This window comes from Amaricoccus sp. W119 (genome assembly GCF_047275745.1).
GTDB lineage: Bacteria > Pseudomonadota > Alphaproteobacteria > Rhodobacterales > Rhodobacteraceae > Amaricoccus.
The window spans coordinates 92088-113822 of sequence record NZ_JBKQWU010000002.1 but is presented as its reverse complement, the minus strand read 5'-3'; the positions used below and the strand labels follow the sequence as shown (position 1 = coordinate 113822).

Here is a 21735-nt window from a genome sequence, read left to right as displayed (position 1 = left end):
CTCAGCCCTCCTCGACCTTGGCGAGATTGAAGCTCATGTCGACGAGAGGCTCTCCCGCCGGTTCGCCCGCCTCGGGCGCGCTCCCAGCCGGGGCCGGCGCGGCGGCGGCGGGTCCGGTCACCGCCTCCATCCGCGCGAAGCCGCCCGGTATCTCGTCGCTCATGGTGAAGCGGATCGTGAGGTCGACGAAGGCCGGGCCCATCTTGTTGGCGTTCCTGTCGTTCAGGAACGGCTGGAAGGTCAGCACGCGCGCCGGAACCGACCGGCCGTCGAAGGAAACCGTGGTCTCCTCGACCGCGTTCTGGGAAGCCAGCGCCTCGCGCATCCGGTTGCGGATGTAGAAGGAACTGCCCCCTGTCAGCGTGGCCATCGTCGAGACCGCCTCCTCCATGAAGACCATGAACATCGGATTGCCGGCGTCCACGGGGAAGGGGTTGAACCGGCCGATCACCGTCTCGCCGTCGCGGACCTCGGCGCGCGCGCGCTGGGCGCCGTCCGCGCCCGGCGGCTCGACGGTCAGCCGGGCTTCGCCGTGATCGAGCCTGGCCGGCTCGTCGCCGGGCCAGGTGCCGCGGCGGGAATAGTCGTAGACGAGCGTCTCCCCGGTCTCGACGGCATCGAGCGCGCCGAGTGCGAAGAGCCGGTCCTGAGCCTCGCCCGCCCGCGCCCCGGGCCCGAGCAAACCGGACGTGAGCAAACCGATCCCGAGCAATCCCGAGCCGACCAAGCCTGTCCCGAGCAGGGGCGCGGCCAGTGCGAGCGAAAGCGCGGCGGCCGCGGCCCGCGCCGGGCGGCGCCGCTTTCCCGATGGGCCTGTCCCCGATGGGCCTGTCCCCGATGGGCCTGTCATCGTCATCCTCCCACGAACGTCTCCGCCGCTCGCGCGCCCGGAGGGCCCGCGGCGGTCCGGGTTCGGGCGCCGATCTTAACCTCGCGACGCGGCGCGACAATCCGCGACATGCGATTCTCGCACCTTTGTATGGTCCTCTCGCACAGGTGCGCGGGGCCGGTGAGCCCAAGGTCCGAGGCGGCGGAGGCTGCCTCGAACACCCGACACCCGGCCTCGGACTCCGAGACCGGGCACCCTCATCGGTTGAAACGGCGGCGGCGCGCCGCGTTCACCTTTGGTCTAATATCCTCTGGCGGAATCTCTCTGCTACCATCGAGAGCATGGGCTTGAGGATGCGTGGATGCGGTCTGCCGTGATTTCATTGACGAACACTCCGGGTCAGGGCGCGCAGCATGTGATGGTGATCGACGATCATCCGCTGTTCTGCGAGGCTCTCGCCATGACGCTGACAGGCGCTCTCGGCGTCTCGACCATCACCATGGCGAATTGCCTCGGCGACGGGCTCGAGAAGGTGCGCGCGGGCGAGGCGCCGGATGCGATCCTGCTCGACCTGAACCTGCCGGATGTCGCCGGGCTCGACGGGCTCTTGCGGCTGAAGTCCGCCGCGCCGGGCATCCCGGTCATCGTCGTCTCGTCCTTCCAGGACAGCCGGATCATCACCTCGGTGATCCAGGCGGGCGCGGCCGGGTTCATTCCGAAGCATTCGGCGCGCGAGGTCTTCGTCAAGGCCTTCACCAAGATCTGGGCCGGCGAGACCTTCACGCCCGACAGCTACGTGCCGCCGAAGGCGCCGACCGCGGCCGCCAAGGCGGTCGATCCGGCGGCGCGGCTCTCCGACCTGACGGCGCAGCAGGCGCGCATCCTCGATCTCGTCTGCGAGGGCAAGCCGAACAAGCAGATCGCCTATGAGCTTTCGATCGCGGAGACGACCGTGAAGGCGCATATCACCGCGATCCTGCGCAAGCTCGGCGCGCAGAGCCGGACCCAGGCGGTGCTCGTCGCGAACAAGGCGAGCTTCGCCTCGATCTTGCGCTCGGACAGCAAGGGCGAATAAACTCGGCGGATGGGAGAAGTATTCGGCGTCGTCCAGGAGAGATCGGGCGGGGCGCGTGGTCGGGTTCGCCGCGCACAGTCGTCGCGGACCGACGACTACGCCGCGATCGCCGAGATTCGCGCGATGCTCGGTCCAGGGCCCTTCACGCTGATCGTGATCTTCGTTTCCGCCAACCGCTCGCCCGATGCGATCTCGGCCGCCGTGATGCGCGAGTTTCCCGGCCAGACCGTGATCGGCGCGACGACCGCCGGCGAGATCGGGGAGAACGGCTATCTCGAGGGCGCCGTCGTCGGCGTCGGGCTGCCGGCGGCGCATTTCCGCGCCCAGACGCTGATGATCCCCGATCTCGAGCAGTTCCCGCGCCACCTCTCGATCCAGGATGTCCTGCGCATCCGCAACGGTCTCGCGGCGAGCGCGCCGGCCTGGCCGAGCGAATTCGCCTTTCTGCTCTGCGACGGGCTCTCCATGCGCGAGGAACAGTTCGTCAGCGCGCTCGGCCCCGCGCTCGGCGGCGCGCCACTCTTCGGCGGCTCGGCGGCGGATGGGGTGAACTTCCAGCGGACCTTCGTCCTCGCCGAGGGTGCGTTCCGCTCCAACACGGCGGTTCTCGCCTTCATTCGCACCAACTGCCAGGTCAAGGTCTTCCGCTTCGACCATCTGGTCCCGACCCAGCAGCGCATGGTGGTGACGGCGGCGGACCCCTCCCGCCGGCTCCTGATGGAGATCAACGCCGAACCGGCGGCCCGCGCCTATGCCCGCGCGCTCGGCCGCGACCCGGACCAGCTCTCGCCCTTCGTCTTCGCGGCCCATCCCGTGGCGATCCGCATCGGTGATACCCATCACGTCTGCGCGATCCAGCAGGTCGAGCCGAACGGCGACCTGCGGCTCTTCTCGGCGGTGGACACGGGCCAGGTGCTGACGCTGGCCGAGGGCCAGGAGATCTCGGCGCATCTCGAACGTTCGCTCGAGGCGCTCTCGCCCGACGGGCCTCCGGAGACGATCCTCGCCTGCGAATGCATCCTGCGCCGGCTCGAGGTCGAGGAGACCCAGGTGAAGGGCGTCATGTCCGAGACGCTGGCCCGCCACAATGTCGTCGGTTTCAACAGCTATGGCGAGCAGCTCAACATGCTGCACGTCAACCAGACCTTCACCGGCGTCGCGATCTATCCCCCGCTCGGAGAGACGTGATGAAGCCGCTGCTGCTCGATCCCTCGGACGATCTCTCGACGCAGAACCTGAAGCTCCGCAGGATCGCCGATGTGCTGATGGAGCGGATCGAGCGCGAGATCGGCTCCGGCGGCGGCGCGGGATACAGCCAGTTCCAGATCGCCGCCGCGCTCGAGGAACAGGTGCGCGCCCGCACCAAGGATCTCGACGAGACCATGAAGATGCTCTCGATCGCCAATGCGCGGCTCAATGTCGCGCGGCAGGACGCGGAGCAGGCGCGCAACGACCTCTACGATGCGATCGAGGCGGTCCGGGAGGGTTTCGCGCTCTTCGGGCAGGATGACGCGCTCATCCTCTGCAACAGCCGCTTCTCCGCGCAACTCCCCGATGTCGCCTCGAAGCTGGGTCCGGGGCTCAAGTTCGTCGATTACGTGCGTATGGTCTCCCGGAGCCAGCATCTTCAGGTCGATGACGACGAGAGCCGTGAGGAATGGGCGCGCCAGCGGCTCCGCGACCACCGCAGCCCCCGCATCGTCTTCCTCGTCGGGCTGATCAACGACCGCTGGCTGCAGGTCAGCGCCTATCGCACCCCCTCCGACGGCACCGCCGTGGTCCAGACCGACGTGACGAACATGGTCCGGCGCGAGCGGGAGGAACGGGACCGGATGCTCGACGATCAGGCGCGGCTCCTGCGCGCGACGCTCGATCACATCACTCAGGGGGTCGCGATCTTCGATCCCCGGCGCAGGCTCGCCGGCTGCAATCACCGGCTGCGGCGGCTGACCTCGTTGCCGATGCAGCTCACCCAGGCCGGCAGCGACTTCCGCAGCATCCTCGAATACATGACCGCGGGCGCCCGTTTCGTGCCGACGGCCGAGCTCGAGGCGCTCGGCGAATGGGCGGAGCGCGACACGCGCGCCGGGCCGCTGCTGCTCGAACTGCGGCGCGGCGATGGCGCGGTGCTCGATGTCTTCTGCCAGGAGATGCCGGACCGGGGTTTCGTGATCAGCTTCACCGACATGACGGCGGAGCGCCTGGCCGTCGCCGCGATGCACAATGCGAACGAGACGCTGGAGCAGCGCGTGGCCGAGCGGACGCGCGAGCTCGAAGCCGCGCGCGACGAGGCCGAGCGGGCCAATGCGTCCAAATCGCGCTTCGTGGCAAGTTCGAGCCACGATCTGCTGCAGCCGCTGAACGCGGCGAAGCTCTTCGTCTCGTCGCTCACCCATACCGATCTCGACGCCGAGCAGCGCGGCATCGCCGACCGGATCGGGAGCGCCTTCGAGAGCGTGGAAACCATCCTCGGCGCGCTCCTCGACATCTCGAACCTCGACATCGGCAAGGCCAGCACCGAGGTCACCGTGATGCCGGTCGCGCCGCTCTTGCGCTCGATCGATCAGGAATTCCAGGGGCTCGCACACGAACGCGGTCTCGAGCTTCGGGTCATTCCCTGTTCGCTCTGGGTCGAGAGCGACCCGGCCTATCTGCGGCGCATCCTGCAGAACCTCGTCGTCAATGCCCTGCGCTATACCAAACAGGGCAAGGTGCTGGTCGGCGCGCTCCGCCGGGGGGACCGGCTGCGCTTCCTCGTCTGCGACACCGGGCCGGGCATCCCGCCCGACCGTCGCGCCGAGATCTTCGACGAATTCGTCCGGCTCGACCATTCTCCTGGCACGCCGCAGGGCATGGGGCTCGGCCTCGCGATCGTGGAACGCGCCTGCGCGCTGCTCGACCACCCGTTGTCGCTCGACAGCGAGGTCGGCCGGGGCACGCGGTTCGGCGTCTCGGTGCCGGTCGCCGAGCCGACGACGCTGGCGGGCGAGGAGGACCGCGACGCGCACCGCGGGCCGCTGCTCGACGACATGATCGCCATGGTGATCGAGAATGACGACGCGGTGCGCGCGGGCATGGTCGCGCTGCTCGAGGACTGGGGCACGAGCCCGCTCGAGTCGCGCGATCTCGCCGGTGCCGAGGCGCTGATCGACGACCTCGGCACGGCGCCGGACGTGATCGTCGCCGACTACCTGCTCGACGATGGCGAGACCGGGCTCGATGCGATCCTGAAGCTCCGCGCGGCGCATGGGATGATCCCCGCCGTGATCGTCTCCGCCGACCGTGGCATGGAGTTGCGCGCCGCCGCGGCGCAGAACGACATCACCCTGCTGCACAAGCCGCTCGAACTGCATCGCCTGCAGGCCGTCCTGCAATGGGTGAAGACCAGTATCGCCGGGGGCGCTGCCTGATTCCGCGGGCGAAGACCCCACGACCTATTGGCTATTGATTTCGCCCTGACCGGGGCGCAGCGTCTGGGCCATTACGGGAACGGGAGGAACAGAGATCATGGGATTGCTGGCAAGTCTCTTTGGCGGCGGCTCGGGCGAGACGCCGCGTCCCCCGACACCCAGCTATTCGGGCGTGAAGATCCATCCTTCGGTCGATAACGGCTTTCCACCGGCGGCGGCGGGATTCGCGGGCGGGACGCTGACCTGCCGATGCGCGAGCAATCCGGTCAGGGTGCGGGTCGGCGCGCAGACGGCGCACAATCATGTCTGCGGCTGCTCGAAATGCTGGAAGCCCGAGGGGGCGATCTTCTCGCAGGTCGCGGTGGTCGGCCGCGATCAGCTGGAGGTGATCGAGAACGCGGAGAAGCTGGAGATCGTCGACACCTCGGCGGCGATCCAGCGCCACGCCTGCCGGGACTGCGGCGTGCACATGTACGGCCGGATCGAGGATACGGGCCATCCGTTCCACGGGCTCGACTTCGTGCATACCGAACTCAGCGCCGAGCCGGGCTGGTCCCCGCCGGAATTCGCGGCCTTCGTCTCCTCGATCATCGAGCAGGGGTTCGATCCGTCGAAGATGGACGGCGTGCGCGGTCGGCTGCGCGAGCTCGGTCTGGAACCCTATGACTGCCTCTCGCCGCCGCTGATGGATGCGATCGCCACGCATATCGGCAAGAAGAACGGCAAGCTGCCCGCCTGACCGGAACGCCGAAGGGGCGGAGGTCCGGATGGACCCCGCCCCCTGGTCCGGTTCCCGGCCGTGGCTCGGCCGGCGCGGGTCGCTCAGCCGGTGTAGGTCTCGTCGAGCGCGTAGCCGCTGGAACGCACGGTGCGGATCGGATCGCGGTCGCCCCGCCGGTTCAGCGCCTTGCGCAAGCGTCCGACATGCACGTCGACCGTCCGGCTCTCGACATAGACGTCCTGGCCCCAGACCCGGTCGAGCAGCTGCTCGCGCGAGAAGACGCGGCCCGGCCGCTGCATCAGCACGTCGAGCAGGCGGAACTCGGTCGGGCCGAGATGCACGTCGCGCTCGCCCCGGCGCACGCGGCAAAGCTGCCGGTCTAGCACGAGATCGGCGAAGCTCGCCACGTCGCCCGCGACGGCGGGGGAGGCGCGGCGCAGGACGGCGCGCATCCGCGCGACGAGCTCGCTCATCGAGAACGGCTTGCTGACGTAATCGTCGGCGCCGGTCGTCAGACCGCGCACGCGATCCTCCTCCTCGCCGCGCGCGGTCAGCATGATGACCGGGATCTCGCGCGTCTCCATCTGCCCGCGCAGCTGCCGGCAAAGCTCGATCCCCGAGACATTCGGCAGCATCCAGTCGAGCAGGATGAGATCGGGCCGCGACTCCTTGACCGACATGATGGCATCGTCGCCATCGGCGGAAACGGAGACCGCGAACCCTTCCTTTTCGAGATTGTAACTCAGCAGATCGCTGATCGCCTCTTCATCCTCGACAATGAGAACCTTGGCGCACATCGGCATTCCTCGACATTACTCTGGACGATCCTCAGGCGCGCATGAAGTCGAGGCCCGCTGGCTCGCTCTTCGGCCGATCCTCCCGGATCGGCTCGCCGCGCACGATATAATACACCATTTCCGCGATATGCGTCGTGTGGTCGCCGATCCGTTCCAGGTTCTTCGCGACGAACATGAGTTGCGCGCCCATCCCGATCAGCCGGCTGTCCTCGACCATGTAGGTGACGACCTCCCGGAAGATCGCATTGTACATCTCGTCGATCTCGTAGTCCTGGTTCCAGATCTGCAGCGCCAGATCGACATCGCGCGCCGCATGCGCGTTCAGAACGTCCGAAAGCTGAACCAGCGCCTGCCGTCCCATCCGCACGATCGACGCCGTCACCGTGCCATGCTTGCCGGCCGAGAGCGGAATCGCGCGCTTGGCGATGTTCTTCGACAGATCGCCGATCCGTTCCAGCGTCGAGGCAATCTTCATCGCCGCGATCAGCACCCGGAGATCCGCCGCGACCGGTTGTCGCAGTGCGATCATCCGCACCACGGATTCCTCGACCGCGATCTCCATCCGGTCGAGCGCGCGGTCGCGTTCGATCACGACACGGGCGAGTTCGACATCGCGCGACTGCACGCATTCGAGCGCCTTCGAGAGCAGTTCCTCGCAGCGCCCGCCCATTTCCGAAATCCGGGCCTGGACCTGCACAAGGTCCTCGTCGAAGCCCGTCACGATATGTGTCATATCCGCCTATTTGGCATCGGGCGGAGCGGCTATCTCAACCGCGCCGCGAAAATGCTCTCTCTATGATCATCCGTGGCGAAGGCCACACTACTCCTCAGCCCGGAACGCGGTTGGCGGGAGTATAGTTCCGCTGGCAACAGGGAGATGACAGTAGTGTGACGTTTCTGCGAATGTTCACCCTCATGCGGATCGTAGCGCCGCGACCGGTGGTTCCGCCACATCCTCGGGAGCCGAGCCGGCGGAGGAATGATCGGATTTCGACAAGGTATCCGCCGGGCCGAGCCAGACCGTGAAGACGCTGCCTTCGCCTGGGGTGGAGGTGATCTCGAGCCGCCCTCCGTGGCGATTGAGGATATGCTTGACGATCGCGAGGCCAAGTCCCGTGCCGCCCTTGTGCCGGCTCTGACTCGCGTTCACGCGGTAGAAGCGTTCGGTCAGGCGATGGACGTGTTCGCGCGGGATGCCGGGCCCGGTGTCGGAGACCGAGATCCCGATCCGGCCGGGATAGGCGCGGCTCGGCGGTGCCTGGAAGACGCGAACGACCGACGACTTGCCGCCGTATTTCATCGCATTGTCGATGAGGTTCGCGAAGACCTGGGCGAGTTGGTCCCGGTCGCAGATGACCGGCGCGCCGTCGGCCGGGACTTCGACACGCAGCTCCACCCCGTCCTGCTCGGCGACGGGCAGGAGCGCCGTCGCGCTCTCGGAGGCGATCTGATTGAGCGACCAGCATTCGCTCGGGCGCAGGTGCTCGTTCATCTCGATCCGGCTGAGCGAGAGCAGGTCGTCGACCAGCCGGCGCATCCGCCCCGCCTCGCGCGCCATGATCGACAGGAACCGTTCCCGCGCCGCCGCGTCCTCGCGCGCGTGGTTCTGCAGCGTCTCGACATAGCCGATGATGGCCGCGAGCGGGGTGCGAAGCTCGTGGCTCGCATTGGCGATGAAATCCGACCGCTGCTGCTCGGCCCGCCGCGCGCGGGTCCGGTCGTCGATCCGGGCGATCACATGCTGGCTGGGTCCGAACCCCTCGGTGTCGGGCAGGCGCACGATGCGTGCCTCGAAGAAACGCTCCTGATCGCGGAGCGAGGAATACTCCACGGACCGCTCGACACCATCGAGGAAGGTCGCATTCACCGCCTCCACGAAGGCGGGCGCCCGGATAACGCCGGCGAAATGCTCGCCGACGCGGATGCGGGGCAGCGAGGCGCGGGCGGCGGAATTGGCGAAACTGACGCGTCCGGTGGGGGCGATGATGAGAAGCGGCGTCGGAAGCGCCTCCACCAGCGCCTCCGCGAAATCGGAGGACATCTCCTCCCTCGCCTGGACCGGCTCGCCCTGAAGCTCCGCCGCGCCGTTCTCCGTGCTCGTCCCGGCGGTCGCGGGTGTCGCGGCCGACCATCGTCGCCGCGACAGCGCCACGGCGAGGACGAAACCCGCGCCGACCAGAAAGGCCACGAGGGGCGGCAAGGGCGCGGTCACCGCCGCCGCCATCAGGGCACCCGCCGCGAGCGCGAGCCAGATATCCAGTGCCTTCGACATGGTGTTCGCGGTGCCTCCTGACCCTGCCGCTCCCCGGCATAACATTTCGCTCGACGGTTCCGAAGGACGATTGTTTTCGTCGAAACGCAACATATGTCTGGTTCTTGGATTTCTTGTGAACCCCGGGCGCCTTCGTGAGCGTAAGTCTATGATCCGCTTCTCGCTTCGCTGCGACAAATCGCATCGCTTCGACTCCTGGTTCGGGTCGGGCGCCGATTATGAACGGCTTCGCGCGGCGGGGCTGATCTCCTGTGCGATCTGCGGCTGCGACAAGGTCGAGAAGGATCTCATGGCGCCGAATATCGGTGCGCGGCCTCCCGAAGCGAAGGCGGCGCCTGAGCGCACGGGCAAGGAGCGCGCCGAGCGGAGCCCCGACCTGTCCGCGCCGGCCTCGCCCGCCGAGCAGGCGCTCGCGGATCTGCGCGCGCGCATCGAGGCGCGCTCGGAGAATGTCGGACGGGACTTCGCGGCCGAGGCGCGGCGCATCCACGAAGGCGAGGCGCCGTCGCGGCCGATCATCGGCGAGGCGCGGCCGGCGGAGGCGCGCGCGCTGGTGGACGACGGCATCCCGGTCGTCCCGCTGCCCTGGTCCGGCCGGAAGGGAAACTGACCGACCCCGCGCCAGGCCCGCGATCGGGAGACGCCGATCCCGGGGTAGCGCCACCCGGTATCGCCGCGCGGATGTCTTCGGGCAACCGCGCCGGGCGCCGAGGTGCCGAGCGCCCGCGAGAATCACTTACTTGCCGGCCAGATCCGCCGTAGGGGCTGGTCGGCGCGATGCCCTCATACCAAGGTCGCAAGGCACGGAAAGGTCCGGGATATTTGTTGAGCGGACACTCGGGACAAATGTCCCGGAACCGGGCGGAACAGGCCCGAAAACTTCGTGAGGTGGCATTTTGACGGTGGACAAGGACTCGCTGGCCTTGCTGGTATGCCCCCAATGAACCGGGCATCGATCCCGGCGTTGCGCGCCTTGGCGCGAGGGAGGTTGAATGCGCGGGTTTCGCGGGATCATGGCCGTCTTCATCATCGGCTGCGCCGGGATGGCCTCCGCCCAGACGGGAGCGCCAGCGACGGGGGCGCCCGAGAACGCGCAGGAGACCCCGGCGGAAAACACCGTCGCGGCGGCGGTGATCCGCATCGACTACCAGCCGCCGCTGCCGATCTCGCGGATCGACCTCCGCCCGGCCGACCTCGGCTTCGCAGGCGCGGAACTCGGCACGAATGACAATCGGACCACAGGCGGCTTCATGGGCCAGACCTATACTCTGGAGACGGTGGAGGTCGCTCCGGAGGAGGCGGCGCAGACGGCCGCGGATCTGGTCGCGAAGGGTGTCGATTACATCGTCGCTCTCGCCGACGCGCCCGAACTGCTCGCGATCGCGGAGGCCGCGGGCGAGGAGGCCATCGTCTTCAACGCGCAGGCGCCTGATGACGAACTGCGCAACGCGGATTGCCGCGCCAATGTCTTCCATGTCGCGCTCAGCCGGTCGATGGCGACCGACGCCGTGGCGCAGTTTCTCGCCTGGAAGCGCTGGCCGGACTGGTTCCTTGTCGAGGGCTCCCACCCCGGAGACAAGGCGCTCGGTGACTCCTACGAACGCTCGGCTCGGAAATTCGGCGCGAAGATCGTCGAGACCCGGGTGTTCGAGGACACCGGCGGCGCACGCCGCACTGACAGCGGGCTCGCGCAGGTTCAGGCGCAGATCCCGGTCTTCACGCAAGATGCGCCCGATTACGACGTGCTGATCACCGCCGACGAGAACGAGGTCTTCGCGGGATACGTTCCCTATCACACCTGGGATCCGCGGCCCGTGGTCGGCTCGGCGGGGCTGGTGCCGACGACCTGGAGCCCGGCGCAGGAGGCCTGGGGCGGCACGCAGCTTCATTCCCGCTTCGAGAAACTCGCGAACCGGGCGATGCGCGCGCCCGACTACAACGCCTGGCTCGCGGTCCGGGCGCTGGGCGAGGCGGCGACGCGCACCCAGAAGACCGATCTCGCATCGCTCGCCGATTATATCGCGAGCCCCGAACTGCAACTCGCGGCCTTCAAGGGGCAGCCGATCAACTTCCGTTCCTGGGATCATCAGCTGCGCCAGCCGGTGCTCCTCGCCTCCGACCAGCTCGTCGTCTCCGTCTCGCCGCAGGAAGGCTTCCTGCATCAGGTCTCCCTGCTCGACACGCTCGGGACCGACGAGCCCGAAACCGAATGCGCCTTCAATTGACCCGGAAAGGCCGACCCATGCGCCAGCTTCTCGCATCCGCCGCCCTGGCCGCCCTCGCGGGCCCGCTACCGGCCGCCGCCTATACCGTCTATGTTTCGAACGAGCGGGGCAATTCGATCACCGTGCTCGACAGCGAGACGATGGAGGTCACGGAAACGATCCCGGTCGGACAGCGGCCGCGCGGCATCAACATGAGCCCGGACGGCACGCGGCTCTATATCCTCGCCTCGGACGATGACACGGTGCAGGTGCTCGACACCGCGACGCACGAGATCCTCGGCACGCTGCCCTCGGGCCCCGACCCGGAACTTGGCGTGCTGAGTCCGGACGGGAGCGTGCTCTATGTCGCGAACGAGGACGACAATCTCGTCACCGCGATCGACACCGCGGGCGGCACGGTGAAGGCCGAGATCCCGGTCGGGATCGAGCCGGAGGGGATGGGCGTGAGTCCCGACGGGAAGTTCATCGTCAATACTTCCGAGACGACGAACATGGCGCATTTCATCGACACGGAGACCAACCAGATCGTCGCCAACGTGCTCGTCGACCAGCGCCCGCGCTTCGCGCAGTTCACCGACGATGGCAAGCTGCTCTACGTCAGCGCCGAGATCGGCGGCACGGTCAGCGTGATCGACCCGGCGACGCATGAGGTCACGCACAAGGTCACCTTCGAGGTGCCCGGCGTGCCGAAGGAGGCGCTGCAGCCGGTCGGCGTGCGGGTGACGAAGGACGGCTCGAAGGTCTTCGTGGCGCTCGGCCCGTCGAACCGCGTCGCGGTGGTGAATGGCGAGAGCTTCGAGGTCGAGGACTACCTGCTCGTCGGCCAGCGCGTCTGGCAGCTCGCCTTCACGCCCGACGAGAAGCAGCTCTGGACCACGAACGGCATCTCGAACGACGTCTCGGTGATCGATGTCGAGAGCCTCAAGGTCGTCAAATCCGTTCAGGTCGGCGAACAGCCCTGGGGCGTCGCCGTCAAGCCGGACTGACATCAGGCCGGACCGAAATCAGGTTGAAATCACGCAACGCATTCCCGGGAGATGTTCGAATGCCGCTGAAAGCCGTCCTCGCCGCCGGTCTGACCGCCGGTCTCGCCGCTGGCCTCGCGCTTGGCGCGGGCCAGGTCATGGCCCAGACCCGCACGCTGGAACTCGGCGCCGCCGGGCTCATGGACCGTTCGAACCGGACCGATCTCGACCCGATCCAGCTTGGCGCCGGTTCGATGACATCGCCCGGAACCTATGAGCTCAACGCGGGCGGTTACTACCGTCTCGTCATCCAGTCGGACGGCACCGCCGAGAGCGCGATCGAGGGCGCGGGCCTGTTCCGCAACGTCTGGGTCAACGAGGTCGTCATCAACGAGATCGAGGTCCGCCCCCTCGGGCTCGATTCGATCGAGTTCGACGACGAGGGCGAGGCCGAGATCTCCTTCATCGCGATCACGCCGGGCCAGTATCATATCCGCATCCGCGGCACGTCGGGCGAGACGCAGCAGGCGACCTTCGTCATCAGGTGATACCCGGGTCCTGGAGGGCCGTCCGGGCTTGACCCCCGGCCCCGCGGGCGGCGAAGGTCGCCCGCGCTCGTTCATCGAGGGCGGGCATCGGCGGCGGTCATCGGCGGGGAGAGTCAGGTGCGGGGGAACGCGCTCAGGGTCAGCGGTGTCAGCCACGCCTTCGGAAGCCTGCGGGCGCTCGATGATGTCTCGTTGACGGTTGCCGAGGGCCGGTTCGTGGCGCTTCTCGGGGTCAATGGCGCGGGCAAGACGACGCTCTTCTCGCTCATCACCCGCCTTTACAACAGCCGCTCCGGCACCATCGCGGTGCTCGGCCACGACCTGCGCTCGGACCCCGGCCCGGCGCTCGCGGCGCTCGGCGTGGTGTTCCAGAGTCGCGCGCTCGACGCCGATCTGACCGTGGCGCAGAACCTGCGCTACCACGCCGCGCTCCACGGCATGCCCCGCGCCGTCGCGCGGGAGCGGGCGGGGGAGGTGCTCGCCGCCGTGGGGCTGACCGACAAGCTTGACGCGCGGGTGGCGACGCTCTCGGGCGGTCAGACCCGCCGGGCCGAGATCGCGCGGGCGCTGATGCACCGCCCGGCGCTCCTCCTGCTCGACGAGGCGACGGCGGGGCTCGACGTGCGCGCGCGCGCCGAGGTCGGGCGGCTGGTGCGCGATCTCGTCGCGCGCGACGGCGTCGGCGTGCTCTGGGCCACGCATATCTTCGAGGAGATCGAGCCCGAGGATCAGGTCGTGGTGCTGCACCGGGGCCGGGTGCTCGCCGATGCGACCGCGGCGGAGATCGCCGGCGACAGGGGCCTCGCGCCCGCCTTCCTCGACCTGACTGGCGCGCCGACCGAATCCGGGGGTGCATCGGGGCGTGAAGCCGAAGGTGCGCCATGATCCCGGCGGGCGATCTTTCCTGGCGCGGCCGGCTCCGCGCGCTCCGGGGCATCGTCTGGCGCGAGGCGATGCGCTTCGCGCGGCAGCGCGAGCGGTTCCTCTCGGCGCTGGTCCGGCCGCTGGTCTGGCTCTTCATCTTCGCCGCCGGCTTCCGCGCCGTGCTCGGCATGTCGATCATCCCGCCCTACGACACCTATGTGCTCTACGACACCTATGTCGTGCCCGGGCTCTGCGGCATGATCCTGCTGTTCTCGGGAATGCAGAGCTCGCTCTCGATGGTCTACGACCGCGAGACCGGGGCGATGCGGACCCTGCTGGTCAGCCCGTTCCCGCGCTGGTTCCTGCTCACGTCGAAACTGATCGCGGGCGTCGCGGTCTCGGTGCTGCAGGTCTATGCCTTCCTCGTCATCGCCTGGGCCTGGGGCGTCGAGCCGCCGCCGCTCGGCTATCTCGCCGCGGTGCCGGCGCTCATCGTCTCGGGGTTCATGTTCGGGGCCTTCGGCCTCTTCCTCTCCTCGGTGATCCGCCAGCTCGAGAATTTCGCCGGTGTGATGAACTTCGTCATCTTCCCGATGTTCTTCGCCTCCTCCGCGCTCTATCCGCTCTGGCGGATTCGCGAATCGAGCGTGCTGCTCTGGCAGATCGCCGGGTTCAACCCGTTCACCCACGCGGTCGAACTGATCCGATTCGCGCTCTATCTGCGGATGAACTGGCTTTCGCTCGGTGTCGTGCTCGGCTGCGGCGCGGTCTTTCTCGCGCTCGCGGTATTCGCTTACGACCCGTCGAAGGGGCTCATCCTGCGCAAAGGGCGCGGCTGATACCGGCCTCGGGCCGGCGCCGGCTCAGCGGCGCCAGTGCGAGACAGCCATGTGGCGCATGATCTCCGCGCCGAGCAGCGCCAGCATCACCCCGCTCGCATTGGCGAGAAAGTCCCGAATGTCGCAGACCCGGCCGACGAAGGGCTGCGCGCATTCGATCGCCACGCTCCAGCCGACCATGCCGGCGAGCAGCAGCCCCCAGTGCCGCGGCCGCGCCAGCGCGATCGGCAGCGTGAGCGCGCCATAGGCGAGGAAATGCCGGGCCTTGTCCCAGGGCAGCGCCTCGGGGAGCGGCCCGTGATTCGGCTCGAGGCTGCCCGCCGTGACGATCATCAGCAGGACGATGGTCAGGGGTGCCCAGTAGCGCTGGTTGAGCGAGAGGAGATACTGCATCGCGAAAACTTATCTGCTTGCTGGCGGAATGGAAGCGGGCGATTCCGTCAAATTGTCGCGGGTGGCACGCTTGCCACAACTCTCAGGCGGGTACCAGCACCGGGGCGGCGAGGCGATGGGCGGCGGAGAAGGCGCTCTCCGACCGATGCGGGCCATTGATCAGGATCAGGCCGGAACCGGTCATGCCCCGCCCCGGCTCGTCGCGGAACCTGGTCTCGTCGACCCGGAACGGCAGGGCCGCCAGACCGTCGAGAAGCTCCGCGTGTCGCCCGGCGGGGAGTATCGGATACCAGACCAGAATCACAGCCTCGGGCCATTTCTGGATCAGCCGCCGGCAGAAAGCCGCCGTCTCCGCATATTCCCCCTTCAACTCGTAGGACGGATCGACCAGCACGAGACCCCGGCGCGGCCTGAAGGGTGCGAGTGCGAGGACGCCTTCGCGGCCGTCGCGCCGGTGGATCGCGACCCCGCCGCCCGCGAGCGCCGCGTCGAGCGCCGCGTGTTCGGCCGGGTGCAGTTCCATGAGCCAGAGCCGGTCGTCCGGGCGCAGCAGCATGCGCGCGAGCGCGGGCGACCCGGGATAGGCGCGGGGGCCGTGGCGATCCCGGAACGCCGTGAGCGCCCCACCATAGGCGGAGGTCGGATCGAGCATCAGCCGGTCGACACCGCGCGCCGCCTCGCCCGTCTTCAGCGCCTCGGGCGCCGCGAGGTCATAGACGCCGCGGCCGGCGTGGGTCTCGACATAGCTGATGGGCCGCGGCTTGCGCACGAGCCCGTTCAGCAGCTCCGCGAGCACGATATGCTTGTGCAGGTCGGCCGCGTTTCCGGCGTGATAGACGTGCTGGTAGGAGAGCATGAGGATGCGATCGCCAGTCGATTCACATTGCGCCGCATTCGATCAGGCCCGGTCGGCGATTTCAAGGCCGCCCGATCGCCGCCGCTCACGCGCCCCGGCGGATCAGGCGACCCGGACCCCCCCGACCCAGACCCCGCGGATGACGGGCAAGCCGTCGATCATCCGGACCCGCGCGAGGTCGGCGCGCAACCCGGGGGCGATCCGGCCCCGATCCATGAGCCGGGCCGCCATGGCCGGCGCGGAGGTGACCCGGGCGATGGCGTGGGGCAGGTCGCCCGAGAGTTCGGCGAGCCGGAAGGCCCCGGCGAGCAGCGCCGAGGGCACGTAATCGGAGGACAGGATGTCGAGCAGCCCGGCCAAGGCCAGTTCGGCGGCGGCGACATTGCCCGAATGCGATCCGCCCCGCAGCAGATTCGGCGCCCCCATCATCACGGCGATCCCGGCCGCGCGGCAGGCGGCCGCCGCCGCCATCGTGGTCGGAAATTCCGCGAGCGTCGCGCCATGCGCCGCCGAGGTCGCGACATGATCCGCGTCGGTGTCGTCGTGGCTCGCGATGACCGCGCCGAGGCGCCGGGCGGCGGCGACCGCCGCTTCCTCATGCGCGGCGCCGAGCCGGGCGCTCAGCGCGACCATCCGCTCGACGTGGCCCTCGAATTCCGCGTCGCTGAGCGTGCGCCGCTGATAGTGGCGGAGCTGGCCCAGATCCTTGAACTGCCGCTGGCCGGGCGTGTGATCCATCAGGCTCACGATGCCGATTCCATCCTCCGGGAAGAATTCGCCCAGTTCCTCGATCAGCGTCTCGGAGCACATTTCGGCGCGAAGATGCAGGTGGTGCTCGACCCGGAGCGCGCGCGCGGCGCGAAGCCGGCCGATCGCGGTGGCGAGCCCGCGGGCGTATTTCGCATATCCCGCCTTGCTCTCCATGAGCGAGCCGACGCGCAGCGCGTCGAAGACCGTGGTGATCCCGACACCCGCGATCTCCGCGTCATGGGCGAGAATCGCCTGTGCCTCGGGCCAGTTCACCCCCGGCCGGGGGCGCAGGTGGCGTTCGAGATTGTCGGTGTGCAGTTCGACGAGTCCGGGGATCAGGTAATCGCCATCGCAATCGAGCGAATCCCCCGCCGATCCCGCCCCGGCTCCGTGGCGGAGCGGAGCGGAAGTCTCGATTCCGGCGATCCGTCCGTCGCGGACCAGAAGGTCGCCGGCCGCCACCTCCTCCGGGAGCACGATCCGGGCATTCGTGAAGCGAAGCGAGGGCGGTTGCGGCGTGGCGGTCTCATGTGGCATGGCGTTAGCTCTCGGCTGCCCGGAGAGCGAGTACATGCGGGACATTCTGCGCTGGGCGGTCTACTGCGCCCCGAAGATGAGCAGCGCGCTGGCCCGTTTCGGCGCCGACTGGCTCGGCTGGGACGCGCAGGCCGGGCGCGCGCGGGACGGGCTCGTGATTCAGGGGCTGCCCGCGCTCCGGGAGGAGATCACCGCGGCCCCGCGCAAATACGGGTTCCACGGCACGCTGAAGCCGCCCTTCGTCCTCGCGGAAGGGCGGGAGCCCGCGGAGCTCGACGCGGAACTCACCACGCTGGTCCGCGATTTCGAGCCCTTCGATCTGCCGCTCACCCCCGGCGCGCTCGGCGACTTCCTCGCGCTCGTCCCGTCGGGTCCCGTGCCGGAGCTCGACCGGCTCGCGACCGCCTGCGTCACCTGGCTCGACGGGTTCCGCGCGCCGCCTTCGCCCTCCGAGATCGCCCGGCGCCGGCCGCGCCTGCTGACGGCGCGCCAGCGGGCCAATCTCGAGACCTGGGGCTATCCTTACGTTCTCGATGACTTCCGCTTCCACATGACGCTGAGCGGACCGCTTCCGGAGGCCGAGCGGGAGGCGACGGCGCGCGCGCTCGCCCCGAAACTCGCGGAGGCGCTCGCGAAGCCGAACCGGGTCGAGGACATCTGCCTGTTCGGCGAGGATCTGAACGGGCTGTTCCATCTCTTGAAGCGCTTTCCCCTCTCCGCCGCGCGCCCGGACTGAAGATCCGGCGACGGGCACTCCCGGTCTGTCTCCCGGCGGCGGTGAGGTCAAGTCACGCCGCCCGTGTCGGTGAGCGCATCGGTGCGCGGGCCGCGCGGCGCACTGGCTCTCGGTTGCGAGTTCGGCTATTCCGGGCCGACAGACAGGGGCGCACAGGAACAAGTCCGTGAGAGACCAAGCCGCGCCGAGGCGGGACGCCGACAAGGCAAAGGCCCGGGCCGACCGGCGCCGGAGCAAGGGGCGCGGCGCGGACCGACGCCAGAGCCAGGCTCCCTCGGAAGGGCCGGGCCTGCCCGGCGGCTATCCGGACGAGAGCGGCGGCGGGCCGCTCGCGTTTCTCCGCAAGCACGCCGCGGTCCTGATCACGCTCTTTCTCTTCGCCGGCGGCATCTATGCTCTGCACCGGCTGCTGGCGCCGCTCGACTTCCGCGACGTGATGCGGAGCCTCCGCGCGACGCCGAACCACATCTATGTCTATGCGATCGGCGCCACCGCCATCGGTTACGCGGCGCTGGTCGGCTACGACTGGACGGCGGCGCGCTACATCGGAAAGCAGCTGCCGCTGCCCTCGGTCGCGCTCGGCGGCTTCCTCGGCTACGCCTTCGGCAACACGATCGGGCTCTCGGCGCTCTCGGGCGGCGCGGTGCGCTACCGGATCTATACCTCGCTCGGGCTCGATGGCTACGACGTGGCGGCGATCTCGGGCTATGTCGCGGTCGCATACGGGCTCGGCGCCACGCTGATCGGACTGGGCGCGCTGGCGCTGCATCCGACGGCGATCCAGGGGATCAGCGCGGTGCCGCCCGGCACCGTCGGCCTCATGGCCACGGCGGCCTTCGTCGCGATGGTCGGGATCATCACGTTCGTGACGCTGCGCCAGAGCACGTTCCGGCTCGGCCGCGTCTCGATCCGCGCGCCGAAATTCGGCGATGTCTGCTGGCAGATCCTGTTCTGTTCGGTCGATATCGCCGCCGCCTCCTACGCGCTCTACGTGCTGCTGCCGACGGGCGGCATCGGCTTCGTCACCTTCGTCGCGGTCTACGCGGTCGCGACGATGATCGGCGTGGCGAGCCACGTTCCAGGCGGCGTCGGCGTCTTCGAGAGCGTGATCATCGCGGCGCTCGGCTCCTCGGTCCCGGTGGCGGACGCGGTGACCGGGCTGCTGCTCTTCCGACTCATCTACTACATCCTGCCCTTCGTCCTCGCCCTGGTGCTGCTGTCGCTCTCCGAGATCTGGACCGCGACCGGCAAGAGCGAGACCCTCGCGCGGCTCCAGCCGGTCCTGCTCGCCGGGCAGTCGATCATCCCGCTCGCCATGGGGATGGTGGTGATGGCGGCCGGGCTCTTCATGATGTTCTCGGGTCTTCTGCGCGGGCCGATGATCCGCAACGACGCGGTCGAGGATGCCGTGCAGCAGATGACGCCGCTCCTGCTGCTGGAAGGCGGGGCGCTGCTCACCTCGGTGCTCGGCTCCGCGCTGGTCGTCCTGGCGCTCGGCATGTTCCGCCGCTCCCGCGCCGCCTTCTGGCTCGCGCTCTGCGCCATGGGACTCGGGATCGTCGCCTCGCTGCTGCATGGCGGCGACTATGACCGGGCGCTGGTCCTCGGCCTGCTGATGCTGCTGCTCCTGCCCTGCCGGCGGGAATTCTACCGCGATGCGCGGCTGACCCAGGGGGTGCTCTCGCCGCAGTGGATTCTCTTCACCGCGGCGATCCTCGTTTCGATCGGCCTCACCTACTACGCCGTCCACCGCAGCGCGCCCTATACCGGCGAGATGTGGTGGCAGTTCTCCATGCAGGAGAGCGGCCCACGCGCGCTTCGCGCGGCGCTGACCGGCAGCGTGGCGCTGATGCTGGCGCTGCTCTTCGCGGCGATGCAGACGCGGAAATGGCCGACGCAGACGCCGAATCCGGATTCGCTCGAACGCGCGCGAGAGATCATCGAGACCCATGGCCGGGCGATCGACCTGCTCGCCGTCACCGGGGACAAGATGCTGATGTTCTCCGAGAAGGGCGACGCGGTCGTCTCCTACGGCGTGCGCGGCGGCTCCTGGATCGCGCTCGGCGCTCCGGTGGGGGCACCCGAGGCGCGGGGCAGTCTCGCCTGGGCGTTCCACGACGCCGCCCGGGCCGCGGGGGCGCGGCCGATCTTCTTCGCAACGCCCGAGCGCTTCATCCGCCAGTCGGTGGAACTCGGCCTCGCACTGCACCGGATGGGCGACGAGGCGGTCGTCTCGCTGCCGGGCTTCTCGCTCGACGGGCCGGAGCGCGCGGAGTTGCGTCGCGTCGCGCGTCGCGGCGAACGGGCGGGGCTCGAGGTCGAGGTGTCGCGTCCGCCGCATGCGCCGGAGCTCTTCCCGGAGCTGGCTCGGGTCTCCGACGCCTGGCTCGCCGCGCGCGGCCGGCGGGAGCGGCGGTTCGCCTTCGGCTTCTTCGACCCGGCCTATCTCCGGGGCTTCCCGGTGGTGGTGGCGCGTCACAGGGGCGCCGTCGTGGCCTTCGCGACACTCTTCGCCACACGCTCGCGCGACGGCGTCGCCGTCAACCTGATGCGCTATCACCCCGATGCGCCGCGCGACACGATGGCCTTCCTGCTGATCGAGGCGATGCGGATCTTCTCGCGCGAAGGCTACCGCGAGTTCAGCCTCGGTCCCGCGCCGCTCGCCGGCATCGAGGGGCGGCCGGATGGCGAGGTCTGGATGCGGTTCGCCGCGCTGATCCTGCGTCGGCGCGACCGCGATCTCGATCTCGGGGGCGCGCGCCGGTTCCGCGAGAAGTTCGCGCCCGACTGGCGGCCGCTGCACCTTTGCGCGCGCTCGATCCTCGCGCCGACCGCGCCGCTCGCCGACGCCGCCGCGCTCATCGCGGGATCGCCTCCAGCGGGAGGCCGCGCCCGGCGGCGCTGACCCGCGGGCGATCCCGCGCGGGTTCGGCCCCGCGGTCGTCGGCCCGGTGTTGATCCGGCGCGCAAGCGATTGACAACGGCGCCGGGGCAGGCTCCCCTGATCGCGAGAAACGATTGCGGGCGCGCCTCCGGCCGTTCAGCGATCGGCCAAGCCTGACCACCAGCCAGGGATCGCACCGATGTTCCTCAAATCCTTTCTCGCCTCCGCCGCGCTCGCGCTTACCCTCGGGACCGCCGCGTTGGCCGAGGACGCGCTCGAGCGGATCAAGGCCGCCGGCGTATTGACGGTCGGCACCGAGACGGCCTTCGCCCCGTTCGATTTCATCGACGCGGGCGAGCACGCCGGACTCAATGTCGAGCTCTTCGCCGAGATCGGCAAGGAACTCGGCGTCGAGATCGAATGGGTCATGCTGCCCTGGGACGGCGTGCTGCCCGGCCTCGAGAGCGGCAAGTTCGACATGGTGGGAGGTCCCGCGACGATCACCCAGGCGCGCATGGAGCGCTACCGCTGGTCGAGCCCCGTCGCCGAGGCGACGGTGGCGCTCCTGAAACAGGCGGGCGACGACACGCTGACGGAGCCGGCGCTGATCGGCGGCCTTGCGGTCGGCAGCGGCAAGGCGACCGCCCAGCTCGCCCAGCTTCAGGAATACGCCGCGACACTTCCCACCCCGCCCTCCGAGATCAAGGAATACGTCAGCTTCAACGAAGCCTACGCCGATCTCGCCGCCGGCCGGGTCGCAGCCGTCGCGAATTCCTATCCCAACATCGCCTATGTCGCGAGCCAGCGGCCCGAGACCTTCACGCTGGTCGAGCCGCCCTTCGGCGTGAAGACCTATTTCGGCTATCCGGGCCGCAAGGACCCGGAATACGCGTCGCTCATGGATGCGATCGACGCGGCGATCCTGAAGATGAAGGCCGACGGGCGGCTCGCCGCCCTGCAGGAGAAATGGTTCGGCGTGACCTTCGAGACGCCCGACACCGTGACCGAGGCGGCGTTCTGATCGCCGCGGTCTG

At 69.0% G+C, this 21735-nt stretch carries 20 protein-coding genes; 13 read left to right on the top strand and 7 right to left on the bottom strand.

Translation table 11 applies throughout. The annotated features are described in order from the left end of the window. Position 1: 1 nt before the first annotated feature. Positions 2-850 carry a hypothetical protein gene (locus ACLJK8_RS02280; RefSeq protein WP_413148383.1) on the bottom strand — a complete coding sequence of 283 codons (849 nt, stop codon included), beginning with the start codon at positions 848-850 and terminating at the stop codon, positions 2-4. 352 nt (positions 851-1202) lie between these two features. On the opposite strand from ACLJK8_RS02280, the gene ACLJK8_RS02275 reads away from it, so the two are divergent. The 4 genes from ACLJK8_RS02275 to gfa all read left to right on the top strand — a co-directional run bounded on the left by ACLJK8_RS02275 (position 1203) and on the right by gfa (position 6053). Next, on the top strand, positions 1203-1904 hold the full coding sequence (locus ACLJK8_RS02275; RefSeq protein WP_413148382.1) for a response regulator: 702 nt from the start codon (positions 1203-1205) through the stop codon (positions 1902-1904). A gap of 9 nt (positions 1905-1913) precedes the next feature. Next, on the top strand, positions 1914-3092 hold the full coding sequence (locus tag ACLJK8_RS02270; protein WP_413148381.1) for an FIST N-terminal domain-containing protein: 1179 nt from the start codon (positions 1914-1916) through the stop codon (positions 3090-3092). Then, positions 3092-5314, top strand: coding sequence for a PAS-domain containing protein (locus tag ACLJK8_RS02265; protein WP_413148380.1), 2223 nt, complete (start codon positions 3092-3094; stop codon positions 5312-5314). Before ACLJK8_RS02270 ends, ACLJK8_RS02265 begins: the two co-directional genes overlap by 1 nt. A 97-nt stretch (positions 5315-5411) precedes the next feature. Then, positions 5412-6053 carry an S-(hydroxymethyl)glutathione synthase gene (gfa, locus tag ACLJK8_RS02260; protein ID WP_413148379.1) on the top strand — a complete coding sequence of 214 codons (642 nt, stop codon included), beginning with the start codon at positions 5412-5414 and terminating at the stop codon, positions 6051-6053. Between the two features lie 83 nt (positions 6054-6136). Here gfa and phoB read toward each other — a convergent pair whose 3' ends face one another. The 3 genes from phoB to ACLJK8_RS02245 all read right to left on the bottom strand — a co-directional run bounded on the left by phoB (position 6137) and on the right by ACLJK8_RS02245 (position 9104). Continuing rightward, the gene (gene phoB, locus ACLJK8_RS02255; protein ID WP_413148378.1) at positions 6137-6832 is read right to left on the bottom strand and encodes a phosphate regulon transcriptional regulator PhoB; all 696 of its coding nucleotides are present in this window, start codon (positions 6830-6832) and stop codon (positions 6137-6139) included. A gap of 31 nt (positions 6833-6863) precedes the next feature. Further along, positions 6864-7565 (bottom strand): phosphate signaling complex protein PhoU, encoded by a 702-nt coding sequence (gene phoU, locus ACLJK8_RS02250; RefSeq protein WP_413148377.1) that lies wholly within the window; start codon positions 7563-7565, stop codon positions 6864-6866. A 180-nt stretch (positions 7566-7745) separates the two neighbouring features. After that, positions 7746-9104, bottom strand: a complete 1359-nt coding sequence (locus tag ACLJK8_RS02245; RefSeq protein WP_413148376.1) for a sensor histidine kinase — start codon at positions 9102-9104, stop codon at positions 7746-7748. Positions 9105-9252: 148 nt separating this feature from the next. Between ACLJK8_RS02245 and ACLJK8_RS02240 the strand changes: the two genes are divergently transcribed. The 6 genes from ACLJK8_RS02240 to ACLJK8_RS02215 all read left to right on the top strand — a co-directional run bounded on the left by ACLJK8_RS02240 (position 9253) and on the right by ACLJK8_RS02215 (position 14545). Beyond that, positions 9253-9714: a DUF1178 family protein gene (locus ACLJK8_RS02240; RefSeq protein WP_413148375.1), complete on the top strand. Its 462-nt coding sequence runs from the start codon at positions 9253-9255 to the stop codon at positions 9712-9714. A 382-nt stretch (positions 9715-10096) separates the two neighbouring features. Then, entirely contained in the window at positions 10097-11329 is a 1233-nt protein-coding gene (locus ACLJK8_RS02235; RefSeq protein ID WP_413148374.1) for an ABC transporter substrate-binding protein, read from the top strand. Positions 11330-11346: 17 nt separating this feature from the next. Beyond that, positions 11347-12315 carry a YVTN family beta-propeller repeat protein gene (locus ACLJK8_RS02230; RefSeq protein ID WP_413148373.1) on the top strand — a complete coding sequence of 323 codons (969 nt, stop codon included), beginning with the start codon at positions 11347-11349 and terminating at the stop codon, positions 12313-12315. A 59-nt stretch (positions 12316-12374) separates the two neighbouring features. Continuing rightward, a complete protein-coding gene (locus ACLJK8_RS02225; RefSeq protein ID WP_413148372.1) occupies positions 12375-12842 on the top strand; it encodes a hypothetical protein in 468 nt (155 codons plus the stop codon). Between the two features lie 117 nt (positions 12843-12959). Then, positions 12960-13727 carry an ABC transporter ATP-binding protein gene (locus ACLJK8_RS02220; protein ID WP_413148371.1) on the top strand — a complete coding sequence of 256 codons (768 nt, stop codon included), beginning with the start codon at positions 12960-12962 and terminating at the stop codon, positions 13725-13727. Continuing rightward, the gene (locus ACLJK8_RS02215; RefSeq protein WP_413148370.1) at positions 13724-14545 is read left to right on the top strand and encodes an ABC transporter permease; all 822 of its coding nucleotides are present in this window, start codon (positions 13724-13726) and stop codon (positions 14543-14545) included. Before ACLJK8_RS02220 ends, ACLJK8_RS02215 begins: the two co-directional genes overlap by 4 nt. Positions 14546-14569: 24 nt before the next feature. On the opposite strand, the gene ACLJK8_RS02210 is transcribed toward ACLJK8_RS02215, so the two are convergent. From ACLJK8_RS02210 to ACLJK8_RS02200, 3 genes are all read right to left on the bottom strand, one after another. After that, on the bottom strand, positions 14570-14938 hold the full coding sequence (locus ACLJK8_RS02210) for a VanZ family protein (RefSeq protein WP_413148369.1): 369 nt from the start codon (positions 14936-14938) through the stop codon (positions 14570-14572). Between the two features lie 82 nt (positions 14939-15020). Then, positions 15021-15794 (bottom strand): 23S rRNA (adenine(2030)-N(6))-methyltransferase RlmJ, encoded by a 774-nt coding sequence (gene rlmJ, locus ACLJK8_RS02205; RefSeq protein WP_413148367.1) that lies wholly within the window; start codon positions 15792-15794, stop codon positions 15021-15023. Positions 15795-15896: 102 nt separating this feature from the next. After that, positions 15897-17081, bottom strand: a complete 1185-nt coding sequence (locus ACLJK8_RS02200) for an alpha-D-ribose 1-methylphosphonate 5-triphosphate diphosphatase (protein ID WP_413148366.1) — start codon at positions 17079-17081, stop codon at positions 15897-15899. Positions 17082-17115: 34 nt separating this feature from the next. Here ACLJK8_RS02200 and ACLJK8_RS02195 point away from each other — a divergent pair, with 34 nt between their 5' ends. From ACLJK8_RS02195 to ACLJK8_RS02185, 3 genes are all read left to right on the top strand, one after another. Then, positions 17116-17817, top strand: coding sequence for a DUF1045 domain-containing protein (locus tag ACLJK8_RS02195; RefSeq protein ID WP_413148365.1), 702 nt, complete (start codon positions 17116-17118; stop codon positions 17815-17817). Positions 17818-17983: 166 nt separating this feature from the next. After that, positions 17984-20722 (top strand): bifunctional lysylphosphatidylglycerol flippase/synthetase MprF, encoded by a 2739-nt coding sequence (gene mprF / locus ACLJK8_RS02190; RefSeq protein WP_413148364.1) that lies wholly within the window; start codon positions 17984-17986, stop codon positions 20720-20722. 178 nt (positions 20723-20900) lie between these two features. Next, entirely contained in the window at positions 20901-21722 is an 822-nt protein-coding gene (locus tag ACLJK8_RS02185) for a transporter substrate-binding domain-containing protein (protein ID WP_413148363.1), read from the top strand. The last annotated feature ends 13 nt before the right edge of the window (positions 21723-21735 follow it).

Excerpts from the sequence above, each read along its gene's own strand:
- ACLJK8_RS02280 (WP_413148383.1), bottom strand. The coding sequence starts at position 850 with ATGACAGGCCCATCGGGGACAGGCCCATCGGGGACAGGCCCATCGGGA.
- ACLJK8_RS02270 (WP_413148381.1), top strand. The coding sequence starts at position 1,914 with ATGGGAGAAGTATTCGGCGTCGTCCAGGAGAGATCGGGCGGGGCGCGT.
- ACLJK8_RS02265 (WP_413148380.1), top strand. The coding sequence starts at position 3,092 with ATGAAGCCGCTGCTGCTCGATCCCTCGGACGATCTCTCGACGCAGAAC.
- gfa (WP_413148379.1), top strand. The coding sequence starts at position 5,412 with ATGGGATTGCTGGCAAGTCTCTTTGGCGGCGGCTCGGGCGAGACGCCG.
- phoB (WP_413148378.1), bottom strand. The coding sequence starts at position 6,832 with ATGTGCGCCAAGGTTCTCATTGTCGAGGATGAAGAGGCGATCAGCGAT.
- phoU (WP_413148377.1), bottom strand. The coding sequence starts at position 7,565 with ATGACACATATCGTGACGGGCTTCGACGAGGACCTTGTGCAGGTCCAG.
- ACLJK8_RS02245 (WP_413148376.1), bottom strand. The coding sequence starts at position 9,104 with ATGTCGAAGGCACTGGATATCTGGCTCGCGCTCGCGGCGGGTGCCCTG.
- ACLJK8_RS02240 (WP_413148375.1), top strand. The coding sequence starts at position 9,253 with ATGATCCGCTTCTCGCTTCGCTGCGACAAATCGCATCGCTTCGACTCC.
- ACLJK8_RS02235 (WP_413148374.1), top strand. The coding sequence starts at position 10,097 with ATGCGCGGGTTTCGCGGGATCATGGCCGTCTTCATCATCGGCTGCGCC.
- ACLJK8_RS02230 (WP_413148373.1), top strand. The coding sequence starts at position 11,347 with ATGCGCCAGCTTCTCGCATCCGCCGCCCTGGCCGCCCTCGCGGGCCCG.
- ACLJK8_RS02225 (WP_413148372.1), top strand. The coding sequence starts at position 12,375 with ATGCCGCTGAAAGCCGTCCTCGCCGCCGGTCTGACCGCCGGTCTCGCC.
- ACLJK8_RS02215 (WP_413148370.1), top strand. The coding sequence starts at position 13,724 with ATGATCCCGGCGGGCGATCTTTCCTGGCGCGGCCGGCTCCGCGCGCTC.
- ACLJK8_RS02210 (WP_413148369.1), bottom strand. The coding sequence starts at position 14,938 with ATGCAGTATCTCCTCTCGCTCAACCAGCGCTACTGGGCACCCCTGACC.
- rlmJ (WP_413148367.1), bottom strand. The coding sequence starts at position 15,794 with ATGCTCTCCTACCAGCACGTCTATCACGCCGGAAACGCGGCCGACCTG.
- ACLJK8_RS02200 (WP_413148366.1), bottom strand. The coding sequence starts at position 17,081 with ATGCCACATGAGACCGCCACGCCGCAACCGCCCTCGCTTCGCTTCACG.
- ACLJK8_RS02195 (WP_413148365.1), top strand. The coding sequence starts at position 17,116 with ATGCGGGACATTCTGCGCTGGGCGGTCTACTGCGCCCCGAAGATGAGC.
- ACLJK8_RS02185 (WP_413148363.1), top strand. The coding sequence starts at position 20,901 with ATGTTCCTCAAATCCTTTCTCGCCTCCGCCGCGCTCGCGCTTACCCTC.